This window comes from Cereibacter changlensis JA139, from assembly GCF_003034985.1.
GTDB lineage: Bacteria > Pseudomonadota > Alphaproteobacteria > Rhodobacterales > Rhodobacteraceae > Cereibacter > Cereibacter changlensis.
Genome location: NZ_PZKG01000136.1, coordinates 1 through 9,823, shown reverse-complemented (window position 1 = coordinate 9,823; position 9,823 = coordinate 1). Strand labels below are relative to the sequence as shown.

The 9,823-nt window shown below is 67.5% G+C and carries 10 protein-coding genes, 1 tRNA gene and 2 pseudogenes; 2 read left to right on the top strand and 11 right to left on the bottom strand.

The features are described 5' to 3' along the window. The 5 genes and pseudogenes from C5F48_RS26175 to C5F48_RS19370 form a co-directional block, all read right to left on the bottom strand. Window positions 1-138, bottom strand: a pseudogene (locus tag C5F48_RS26175) (AAA family ATPase); the annotation flags it as partial. 214 nt (window positions 139-352) lie between these two features. Continuing rightward, window positions 353-976, bottom strand: a complete 624-nt coding sequence (locus tag C5F48_RS19390; RefSeq protein ID WP_107665460.1) for an OmpA family protein — start codon at window positions 974-976, stop codon at window positions 353-355. Window positions 977-981: 5 nt separating this feature from the next. After that, window positions 982-2,359, bottom strand: a pseudogene (locus C5F48_RS19385) (type II and III secretion system protein family protein). Between the two features lie 181 nt (window positions 2,360-2,540). Continuing rightward, window positions 2,541-3,377 carry a Flp pilus assembly protein CpaB gene (gene cpaB / locus C5F48_RS19380; protein ID WP_107665459.1) on the bottom strand — a complete coding sequence of 279 codons (837 nt, stop codon included), beginning with the start codon at window positions 3,375-3,377 and terminating at the stop codon, window positions 2,541-2,543. 458 nt (window positions 3,378-3,835) lie between these two features. Further along, window positions 3,836-4,039: a Flp family type IVb pilin gene (locus tag C5F48_RS19370; RefSeq protein ID WP_107665457.1), complete on the bottom strand. Its 204-nt coding sequence runs from the start codon at window positions 4,037-4,039 to the stop codon at window positions 3,836-3,838. 352 nt (window positions 4,040-4,391) lie between these two features. Between C5F48_RS19370 and C5F48_RS19365 the strand changes: the two genes are divergently transcribed. Continuing rightward, complete coding sequence (locus tag C5F48_RS19365) at window positions 4,392-5,270, top strand: lytic transglycosylase domain-containing protein (protein WP_107665456.1); 879 nt, start codon at window positions 4,392-4,394, stop codon at window positions 5,268-5,270. 86 nt (window positions 5,271-5,356) lie between these two features. On the opposite strand, the gene C5F48_RS19360 is transcribed toward C5F48_RS19365, so the two are convergent. The 5 genes from C5F48_RS19360 to C5F48_RS19340 all read right to left on the bottom strand — a co-directional run bounded on the left by C5F48_RS19360 (window position 5,357) and on the right by C5F48_RS19340 (window position 7,705). Next, window positions 5,357-5,647 (bottom strand): GNAT family N-acetyltransferase, encoded by a 291-nt coding sequence (locus C5F48_RS19360; RefSeq protein WP_107665455.1) that lies wholly within the window; start codon window positions 5,645-5,647, stop codon window positions 5,357-5,359. Beyond that, window positions 5,640-6,269 (bottom strand): 3-oxoacid CoA-transferase subunit B, encoded by a 630-nt coding sequence (locus C5F48_RS19355; RefSeq protein WP_107665454.1) that lies wholly within the window; start codon window positions 6,267-6,269, stop codon window positions 5,640-5,642. Before C5F48_RS19355 ends, C5F48_RS19360 begins: the two co-directional genes overlap by 8 nt. A 13-nt stretch (window positions 6,270-6,282) precedes the next feature. Next, window positions 6,283-6,981: a CoA transferase subunit A gene (locus C5F48_RS19350; protein WP_107665453.1), complete on the bottom strand. Its 699-nt coding sequence runs from the start codon at window positions 6,979-6,981 to the stop codon at window positions 6,283-6,285. A 77-nt stretch (window positions 6,982-7,058) separates the two neighbouring features. Then, window positions 7,059-7,445: an META domain-containing protein gene (locus C5F48_RS19345; RefSeq protein WP_170139604.1), complete on the bottom strand. Its 387-nt coding sequence runs from the start codon at window positions 7,443-7,445 to the stop codon at window positions 7,059-7,061. Between the two features lie 5 nt (window positions 7,446-7,450). Then, the gene (locus C5F48_RS19340; protein ID WP_107665451.1) at window positions 7,451-7,705 is read right to left on the bottom strand and encodes a hypothetical protein; all 255 of its coding nucleotides are present in this window, start codon (window positions 7,703-7,705) and stop codon (window positions 7,451-7,453) included. 96 nt (window positions 7,706-7,801) lie between these two features. Between C5F48_RS19340 and C5F48_RS19335 the strand changes: the two genes are divergently transcribed. Further along, window positions 7,802-7,887: transfer RNA gene (locus C5F48_RS19335), tRNA-Leu, on the top strand. A 493-nt stretch (window positions 7,888-8,380) separates the two neighbouring features. On the opposite strand, the gene C5F48_RS19325 is transcribed toward C5F48_RS19335, so the two are convergent. Next, window positions 8,381-9,403, bottom strand: a complete 1,023-nt coding sequence (locus tag C5F48_RS19325) for an acyltransferase family protein (RefSeq protein ID WP_107665450.1) — start codon at window positions 9,401-9,403, stop codon at window positions 8,381-8,383. Window positions 9,404-9,823: the final 420 nt, after the last annotated feature.

Here is a 9,823-nt window from a genome sequence, read left to right as displayed (position 1 = left end):
GAAGGTCAGGTCGCCCCAGCTCTCGCCAAGCTCGACCTCCATGTCGTCGATCAGCAGGTCGAAATTCTGCACATTGCGCGAGATGGTGCAGGCCACGATGGGCGCGGGGTCCGGCTGGAGCGTTGCCACACTGCTCATTGCATCATCCTTACCTCTGGCGGGGAACCGGAGGGCGACCCTTTCCTGACAGATCCGGAGCCGCCCCGCCGAAACCCCTGCGCCGCCGCGACGGCGCAACTGTTTCCTAGTGTTTCGAAACTCGTCGGGAATGGTGGCAGGAATGGGGCTAAATGAACGTCATTCTGCGATATTCGGATCAATTGCGCCCAGGTCACGCAGGCGTGACGCGGCCTCACCCGCCGGGGTTGATCTGGGTCTGGATCACGGTGTTCGAAGGATGTGGCCGCACTGCAGAGGCGACATAGTCGCGGAACACGACCGCGGCATATTTACCGTTCATCACCGTCGGATGCCGCCCGACGAAGCCCGAAACCTCCGTCACGGTGCGGCGGTTGCGTTCTTCCGGGCTGGCCACCGGAATCACCGGCCGGGTCTCGCCATAGGAGACCAGCGCCTCCAGCCGCGAGGGGCTGATTCCCTGCGTGGCAAGGAAGGCGACCACCGCCTGCGCGCGGCGCAGGCCGAGCGCCTTGTTGTAGGCGTTGCTGCCGACGAGGTCGGTATGGCCGTAGACGCGGAAGCGCACCTCGGGGAACTGCCGGATCCAATTGGCCTGCTGCGCCAGCACCGCCTGCGCCGCCCCGTCGAGCCGGTCGCTGTTGAAGGCGAAGGTGATGGTGCTGGGAACCTCGGCGGCGAAGCGCTGGCCCAGCATCTGGGTATAGCCCATCTCGCCGCTCTGCAGCGCCATGTTGGCCCGGGTCGCGTCGCCGAAACCGCCGCCCGGCAGCTGCGCCACCTGGCTGTCGTCGCAGCCCGCCAGCGCCAGCCCCGCGGCGAGGATCATGAACCGCATCCGCCTCACTCCATCACATAGCCGTAGGAGCCGCTGAAATCCTGCCGCGCCACCTCGCCGGCCGGACCGCCGCCGCTGACCTTGCCGAACAGGAACAGCTCCTTCTCGGTCGGAATGCGCACCCGGTCGGTCGGCAGGGCCAGCGCCTCGCCCCGGGTCGGGGTCACCAGATGCGGCGTGACGATGATCACCAGCTCGCTCTGCGCCCGCTGGTACTCGGCGCTGCGGAACAGCGCGCCCAGCACCGGAATGTCGCCGAGCCACGGCACCTGGCCGTTCAGGTCGCGGAAGTCGTCCTGCAGCAGCCCGGCGATGGCGAAGCTCTCGCCGTCGCGCATCTCGACCGTGGTCGAGGTCTCGCGCCGCTTGAAGGCGTTGATGGTGAAGCCCTCGTTCTCCAGCGTCACCGTGTTGTCGATGGAGGAGACGGCGGCGTTGATCGTCAGGTTGACGACATCGCCGTCGACCACGACCGGCGTGAAGTTCAGCTCGACGCCGAAAGGCTTGTATTCGATGGTGATCCCGTCATCCGAGGCCACCGGGATCGGGTATTCGCCGCCGGCGAGGAACTTCGCCTCCTGTCCCGACAGCGCCGTCAGGTTGGGCTCGGCCAGGGTGCGCACCACGCCCTTCGACTCCAGCGCCTCCAGGAGCACCGCGAATTCCAGCGATCCGGCGGAAACCCCGATCCGGGCCCCGCCCTCCATGCCGGCCCCGACTGGTCACCGGGCCGGTGAGCCCGTTGGTGCCGTTCAGGAAGCCGCCGCTTTCGCCGCCGACCCGGTCGATGCCGAAGGCGACGCCGGAGCTGAGCGTCTTGGCCACCGAGCGCTGCATCTCGGCGAAGCGCACCTTCAGCATGACCTGCTGGGTGCCGCCGACGCTCATCAGGTTCGACACCCGCTCCGGCGCATAGCGGTTCGCCAGATCCAGCGCCCGGTCCAGCTTCTCGATGCTGGAGACGGTGCCCGACAGCACCACCCCGTCATTGGCGGTGCGCACCTCGATGGGCTCGCCGGGCAGGATCTGCTTCAGCCGTTCCTTGAACTCGGCGATGTCGGGCGTGACATGCACGTCGACATTGGAGATCAGCCGCCCGTCCGCGCCGAGCAGCGTCAGCGTGGTGCGGCCCGGCGCCTTGCCGAGCACGTAGATCGAGCGGTCGGACAGGGTGGAGATGTCGGCGATGCCCGGATTGGCGATGGAGAGCTCGGCGAAGGGCACGTCGCTCTCGACCACGACGGCCCGGTTCATCGGCACGTTCAGCGCATTGGCCGGAGAACCCTGCATCACCCGCAGCGATTGTGCTGCGGCCGGCGCCAGCGCCCCGCCGGCGAGCGCGAGCCCCAGCAGACCAGCCCTCCAGAACCGTCGCAATGCCATGTGACTTGCCCTTCCGCTCATGCCTCGCCGCAGGTCTTCAAGCGCCCGCTCTGGGACAAGGATGGCGGATCTGCCGATTTGGCGCAATCTTCAAATGGTTGTGCGGGGTTGCGCATGTGTATTAACGGCAACAGCCGCATGTCGTGCGGCGCAATCCCGTCAGGACGAGAAATTGCGCCGCTCAGTTGGTGCAGGCGATCGGGATCTCCACGACATCCTGTCCCTTGCGCATCCGGACCGAGCAGGACTTCGCCTGCTGCACCTGCGGCGCGGGGGCCGCGGCGACCACGCCGGTGATGTCGGCGGTATCGACCGGGGTGACATCGGCATCCGGCTCGTCCTGGTGTCCCACCATCGACAGCGACAGCTGCCCGGAGGATTGCGCCTGCGCCAGGATCGCCACCTGCTGCGGCGTCACCTCGACGGTGACGGTGCGCGCGACGATGGCCTGCCCGGCGCTGGCGTCATTGGCGGTCTGGTCGACGGCGATGACCCGCAGCTTGTTCTCGATCTGCCGCGTCATCCCGCCACCCTCGGCAGTGCCGGTCCAGATCACGTCGACATAGCTGCCCGGCTGCAGGAAGCCCGACACCCCGGTCTGCGCATTGACGCTGATCGCGAAGGCCCGCATCCCCTTCGAGACCACCAGCCCGACCTGCACCCCCGGCTCGGTCACCCGCGAGGCGAGCAGCGGCTCGAAAGCCTCGATCTGCCGGTTCATGTAGCGCGGACGGGTTTCGCCTTCGGGGAAGAGCATGGCCTCGTCCTGGAAGATGGTTTCCGGCAGCGCATTGGCGGGCCAGTAGATCTTCTGCACGTCATCCTTGGTGAGCGGGTCGCCGTAGTTGAGGGGTTTGTTGACGACATAGACCGCAGCCATCGGCCCCAGTTGCGCCCGCACCGCCCGCTCCTGCTCCAGCTCGGCCTGGGTGGTGGCGATGAAGCCTTGGGCCATGTAGACGGCTGTGCCGGCTAGGGCGAGGCCGATGAGAAGGACGATGGCGAAGACAAGACGCATTTTTACCCCGGTGTTGTGCGGTTAGACTTCATCGCGATAACCTGCCGTTCACAGCACGCTTCGTAACGACAGCTTAAGATATCTGAGCGATATGCGTTGAGCATCCGCTATTAGTCATCCTCGTTAGTTTTTACCGAATCTAAAACAGAGGCTGCCAGTGTATTGGCGGCTCCAGATGAGCTGGTGTACGCTGGGATGGTCACGAGCAAGCACATCCCGATCACGACAGCGGTCAAGACTATCAATTCAGTAGTTGCAGTGCCTGTCTCATCAGCGAGGAACCTTCTCCCGTTTTTCATTTGATCCTCGGCTTTGACCTCTTCAAGCGGTGCAAGATCGCTTGGGCACATCTTGCGATTTGTGCGGGGCAGCTGTGCTAGCTCCGAGGAGACTGCAAAAAGGGTCGCGCAGCCAAAGCGCGACCCTCGACTTGTGGCGGAAGCAGTAGATCCTTAGGATCAGTCTGCCGCGGTCTTAGCCTCTGTCATGGTGGTCCCGAGGTCGGTAACAAGCGAAGTGGACGCCGTTTGCAGGCCGCCCGAAACAGTCGTGATCACGACAATGCCCAGGCCCACGATCGCCGCGGTCAGCACGACCCAGTCAACCGTCACGGCGCCGGATTCGTCGTTGTGGAATTTCTTGAAGATGTTCAGGAGGGTCATGGCAGCTACCTATGCTCAGGGGAGGGATTGCTCTGTCCGTCTCGCCGTCGGCGCCTCGCGGTTTCTGTCTCCGCCCGGCCACCTGCTCGGCTTGGGTTGAGTTAGCCCCCGGAATGTGGCGGCACTTTGGTATTGCATGGGTTTTTTTCGGAAGCCGATGATTTGGCGAGGTTTTTTGTAACCGCATGAAATACCTTCCGGATTCCCGCAGCGCCGCCGCGCGGGCCGCCGCCGACTGTGGGAAAAGCGCCGAAATCCGGCGAATTTGCCTCGATTGGGCGCAAATTGTTGGCCCGCAGCAGGGTGATCCCGTAGGTTTTCCTGAGAACCGGGAAACAGCAGGCGGCGCGTCATGCGAGCAGCGATACGAGCCCTGAGCCTCGGCCTGAGCCTGGCCGCGCCGCTGGCCGCGCTGGCCGAGCCGGCGCCACCGCCCGCGCAGCCGGATTTCACCTTCCGCCGGGTGAAGCCGCCCGAAGCGCAGGCGGGAAAGCGCATCACCGTGCAGATCGACCCGGCGGAGCAGGCGCGGCGGCTGGCGGCACTGCCCAAGGTCATGCTGCGCCGGCCGACCGATCCGGCGGCGCTGCCGCCTCCGCCGGTCGGCGCGCCTTTCGCCGCCACGCCGAAAGGCGCCGCCTATGGCTGGTTCTGGGACACGGTGCCGGTGGCGCAGGGCGCGGTGCAGGGGCGCTTTCCCTTGGCGATGGCGATGCTGTCGCAGGGGCCCGGCGGGGTCTCGGTCGGGGCGCCGCGGCTGCAGCACCTGCAGGAGATCGCCGGCAAATACGGCATCGACATCCTGAAGGCGACGCTGGGCACCAGGGTCTCGCCCGCGCTGGTCCTCGCCGTGATCGGCATCGAGAGCGCCGGCCGCCCGGACGCGGTCAGCCATGCCGGGGCGCAGGGGCTGATGCAGCTGATCCCCGCCACCGCCAGCCGCTTCGGCGTCGGCGATTCCACCGATCCGGTGCAGAACATCGCCGGTGGCGTGGCTTACCTCGATTGGCTGATGGGCGAGTTCGACGGCGACCCGCTGATGGTTCTGGCCGCCTACAATGCCGGCGAGGGGGCGGTGCGGGCCAATGCCGGGGTGCCACCCTATGCCGAGACGCGGGACTATGTGCCCAAGGTGCTGGCGGCCTGGCAGGTGGCGCAGGGGCTCTGCCTGACGCCGCCGGAACTGGTCTCGGACCCCTGCGTGTTCAAGATCCTGTCGGCGGGGCTTTAGGGTCTGGAGAAGGAAGAAGGGGGGCTGTCTGCCCCCCTCGGGCTTCGCCCTCACCCCCCGAGGATATTTTCGGACAGAAAATGCCGTCAGACCGAGAAGGCGTCGGCCCAGTCGGGGTGTTTCTTGCGTTGGGCGTTGACGAAGGGGCAGAGCGACATGATGCGGAAGCCTTCGGCCCGCGCGTCCTCCACGAGGCGGGTGACCAGCGCCAGACCGGCGCCGGCGCCGCGGAAGATGTCAGGGACGGCGGTGTGGTCGGCGATGACCAGCACCGGCGAGGTGATGGAATAGGTGAGCTCCGCCTCCTCGCCGCCCTGACGGATCACGTAGCGGCCCTTGGAACCGCTGACCTCGCGGGTGATCTCGACCTCAGCCAACGATGGTCGCCTCGGTCGCGGCGCGCAGCTCGGCCTCGGTCACGCCCTCGGCGGTTTCGACGATGCGGAGCCCGCCTTCCACCACGTCGAGCACGCCCAGATTGGTGATGATCCGGTCCACCACCGCCTTGCCGGTCAGCGGCAGGGTGCAGGCCTTGAGCACCTTCGATTCGCCATGTTTCGAGGTATGGTCCATCACCACCACCACGCGGCCGACGCCCGCGACCAGATCCATCGCCCCGCCCATGCCCTTCACCAGCTTGCCCGGGATCATCCAGTTCGCCAGATCGCCATTCTCGGCCACTTCCATCGCGCCGAGGATCGCCATGGCGATCTTGCCGCCGCGGATCATCGCGAAGCTCTGCGACGAGTCGAAATAGGCGGTCTGCGGCAGTTCGGTGATGGTCTGCTTGCCGGCATTGATCAGGTCGGCATCCTCCTCGCCCTCATAGGGGAAGGGGCCCGTGCCCAGCATGCCGTTCTCCGATTGCAGCGTCACCGAGACGCCCTCGGGGATGTAGTTCGACACCAGCGTCGGAATGCCGATGCCGAGGTTCACATACCAGCCGTCCTGCAGCTCCTGCGCTGCGCGGGCGGCCATCTGGTTGCGGTCCCATGCCATGTCCGGTCCTCCCTCAGGCGCGCTTGCGCGTGGTGCGCTGTTCGATGCGTTTCTCGTGCTGGCCCTGGATTAGCCGGTGCACGTAGATCCCCGGCAGGTGGATCGCGTCGGGATCGAGCGCGCCCATCGGCACGATCTCCTCCACCTCGACGACGCAGATCCTGCCGCAGGTCGCTGCGGGCGGATTGAAGTTGCGCGCCGTCTTGCGGAACACGAGATTGCCCGAGGGGTCGGCCTTCCACGCCTTGACGATCGACAGATCCGCCACGAGGCCGCGCTCGAGGATATAGGTCTGGCCGTCGAAGTCGTGATGCTCCTTGCCCTCGGCGATCACCGTGCCGACGCCGGTCTTGGTGTAAAAGCCCGGGATGCCCGCGCCGCCCGCCCGCATCCGCTCGGCCAGCGTGCCCTGCGGGTTGAACTCGAGCTCCAGCTCGCCCGAGAGGTACTGCCGCATGAATTCCGCGTTCTCGCCGACATAGGAGGAGATCATCTTCTTCACCTGCCGGCTCTCCAGCAGCACGCCGAGCCCGAAGCCGTCCACGCCCGCATTGTTCGAGGCTACAGTCAGGTCTTTCGTCCCCGCCTCCCGGATCGCCGCGATCAGCAGTTCGGGGATGCCGCACAGGCCGAATCCCCCCGCCGCGATCAGCATGCCGTCGAACAGCACCCCCTCCAGCGCCGCCGAGGCGCTGTCATAGACTTTCTTCATGTCTCGCTCCCCAAACACTCCGGACAGTTGTGGCGAAGCCTCCCCAAGCTGTCAATCGCCGCACCGCAGCGCGAGGCTCAGCGGGTGGCGCGCAGCAGCTCCTTTCCCTCGCCCAGCAGGAGCAGCGCCCCGTCGGAGCCGAGGTCGAAGCCGCTGACCCGGCCCAGGAGCGCGGAGAAGGCGGCTTCGGTCTGCATCGCCGCTGCCGGGCAGGCCATGCGGGTGGCGGCGGGGGCGGCGACGGTCAGCGTCTCGCCGGTCAGGGTCAGCGCCGTGGTGTAGCGGTTGCAGGCCGAGCGTCCGGCGAGCCGGTCCCCCGCGACCTCCAGCGTCAGGCCCGAGCTCGGCATGCCTTCGAGCCGCGTCACCTGCCAGTCGCCCTGCAACAGCGACAGGGGATCGCCGCCGCAGCCGGTAAGCCGCTCCTCGCCGCGGATCACGCTGACGCTTTTGGGATAGGGCATCCCGGTCATGCTGTCGTGGCAGAGGAGCGGCAGCACCTCGACCGCCAGATCGGGACCCGCGTCATAGCGCAGCCCGTGCCCAAGGGCAGCGCTCGCGGCAGCGGGGTCTCCACCCTCTCGCCGCTCTCGCTCGACAGCACCATCCCCTCCGGCGCGAGGGTCAGCACCCAGCCGGGCTCGTTGCCGCGCGCGATCAGCGGCGCGTCCTCGGCGAGGGCGGGGGTGGCGAGGATGAGGCAGGCGAGGAGGGGGAGGATCATGCTGAGCTCCGGTTTGCCCCGAGTGTCACCCTGCGCCCCCCGCGCGTCAATCGGTGGCTTTACCCCGCCGTTGCGCCCGCTATGGTGCGCGAATCTGCCCGCGTGGTGAAATGGTAGACACTGGGGACTTAAAATCCCTTGGCCGAAAGGCCGTGCCGGTTCGAGCCCGGCCGCGGGTACCACATTTATCGCCTTCAAGTTTCTGTAGCGCCTCAGCCCGGGAAATGCGCGACATGGGTCTCCGCGGTGCGGCCGAAGTAGACCACGCGGCGGCCGGGGAAGGAGGCGAGGGAGCCGGCGCAGCCGGGGGCATTCGGCGTCTCGCTGAAGGCGACGCAGCTGTAGTCGGCCGGGCCGGGCCGGCCTGCGCCCGGCCGACGAGGCGTTCGATCTCGACGGCGCCGAAACCGGCGGCGATGGGGCCGGGGCGAGGTGCGGGTCCCGGGTCAGGCTGTCGCCGCGGGGCAGGCAGAAGCTCTGGCTGTTGCGGCGGTCGTCGATCGCGTAGCCCTCGAAGCCTGCGGCGACCAGCCGGGCGACGATGGCGGGGAAGTCGGGGCTGCCGTCATGGGCGGCCTTCAGGCAGGTTTCGGCAATGGAGAACCGGTCCGCCTTCATGGCGGCTCCGTACGTGACGGGAGTGGGCTTCGGGGTGTCCCGCTCAAGTCCTCCGCCTCAGCCCTGCTCGGCCCGCAGCAGCGGCCGTTGCAGCTCCGGCGGACGGTAGAGCCAGCCCGCGCCGGCGCGCTCGGCCAGCGCCCGGAGGCCGAGCGACAGCGGGATCGCCAGCGCCACCAGCATCGGCACGCCCCAGTAGCGTAGCAGCGGCAGGTCGGCGAGGAAGCGGCTGGCGGCGGCGGCCATCAGGCTGACGATGAGCACATGCGCGACATAGATCGGCAGGGTGTTGCGCCCGAGATAGCCGAAGGCCCGCCGCAGCGGCCCGACCCGCGCCAGCAGGATGGCGGCGGCGCAGCCGAGCAGTACGCCGAACAGGCAGAGCAGCAGCCGCCCCGGCCCGAGCAGCGCCGCCGGCAGCGCCTGCGACCCGATCTGCAGCGCGACGAAACCCGCGGCCCCGACCAGCCCGAGCCGCAGCGGCCAGCGGCCGAGCCCCTCGACGATCCGCGGCCCGTGCCAGGCTCCGGCGAGAAAGAATGGCGCGTAAAGCAACAGGTTGCGCTGGGCGAAGTTCTCCGGCTGCACCAGACCGCCGAAGGTCAGGGCCGACAGCGCCAGCACCAGTCCCAGCGCCGGGCGCTGCACCGGCAGCAGCGCCTTGGCGGCGAGGAAGTATAACGCCAGCGCCCAGATGAACCAGAGCCCCGAGTCGGGCGCGACCCAGCCGGTGAGCAGCTCGTGATAGCTCGTCCCCTCGGAAGGGGTGACCGCGTTGGTCTGGAGCTGGCCGTAGTAGAGCCAGCGGATCAGCGTCCAGAGCCCGAACAGCCAGACGAAGACCCGGATCCGGCGCCATAGCAGCCCCGCCCAGTCGTCGCGGATCGCCCGTGCGGCGAGGATGCCGGAGACGGTGAAGAACACGGGCATCCGCACCGGCTCGAACAGCGTGTTCAGCCGGGTGAAACCATAGGAGGCCAGCCCCGCCTCGCTCAGATACATCGTGGCATGCAGGCAAACCACCAGCAGGATCGACCCGCCCCGGGCAATGTCGAGCCAGTCGATTCTCTCGCGCGCCATGGGTCTCCTTCCGGTGAGCGTCGTTTTCGCCTCATGATTGTGTAGCGCACAACCCTTGCGGATTCGTCAACCGCAGACCCCTTTCCTGCGCGGTGATCCGCACAGCGGGCAGGGGATTTGCGCCGCAAAGCGTCATCGGGGGCGGAGGGGCGCAAGAACGCAGCTTTTGATGGCGGCGGTCGTCGCAGGGCCGAAGCGCTTCACCCGATGTTAAGCGGCAGGGGGTATTTCCCTTCCGGACGGGCAGACGCCCCAAGAGCCGGAGACGACAATGAAGCCGATGCTGATGTTGATCCTGACCGCCCTGGCGCTGCTGCTGGGCGCCCCCGGCCTGCAGGCCGCCGGGCCCGCCCAGCCGATCCAGGCCTTCGCCGAACAATCCGCCGCGGAATGGGCGGCCTTGCCGGTGCTGCTCGACGC

What these genes read in the sequence shown, in the direction of transcription:
- C5F48_RS19325 (WP_107665450.1), bottom strand. Translation starts at nt 9,403, where the DNA reads ATGGCGCGCGAGAGAATCGACTGGCTCGACATTGCCCGGGGCGGGTCG.
- C5F48_RS19365 (WP_107665456.1), top strand. Translation starts at nt 4,392, where the DNA reads ATGCGAGCAGCGATACGAGCCCTGAGCCTCGGCCTGAGCCTGGCCGCG.
- C5F48_RS19345 (WP_170139604.1), bottom strand. Translation starts at nt 7,445, where the DNA reads ATGCCCTATCCCAAAAGCGTCAGCGTGATCCGCGGCGAGGAGCGGCTT.
- C5F48_RS19350 (WP_107665453.1), bottom strand. Translation starts at nt 6,981, where the DNA reads ATGAAGAAAGTCTATGACAGCGCCTCGGCGGCGCTGGAGGGGGTGCTG.
- C5F48_RS19390 (WP_107665460.1), bottom strand. Translation starts at nt 976, where the DNA reads ATGCGGTTCATGATCCTCGCCGCGGGGCTGGCGCTGGCGGGCTGCGAC.
- C5F48_RS19340 (WP_107665451.1), bottom strand. Translation starts at nt 7,705, where the DNA reads ATGATCCTCCCCCTCCTCGCCTGCCTCATCCTCGCCACCCCCGCCCTC.
- C5F48_RS19370 (WP_107665457.1), bottom strand. Translation starts at nt 4,039, where the DNA reads ATGACCCTCCTGAACATCTTCAAGAAATTCCACAACGACGAATCCGGC.
- C5F48_RS19355 (WP_107665454.1), bottom strand. Translation starts at nt 6,269, where the DNA reads ATGGCATGGGACCGCAACCAGATGGCCGCCCGCGCAGCGCAGGAGCTG.
- cpaB (WP_107665459.1), bottom strand. Translation starts at nt 3,377, where the DNA reads ATGCGTCTTGTCTTCGCCATCGTCCTTCTCATCGGCCTCGCCCTAGCC.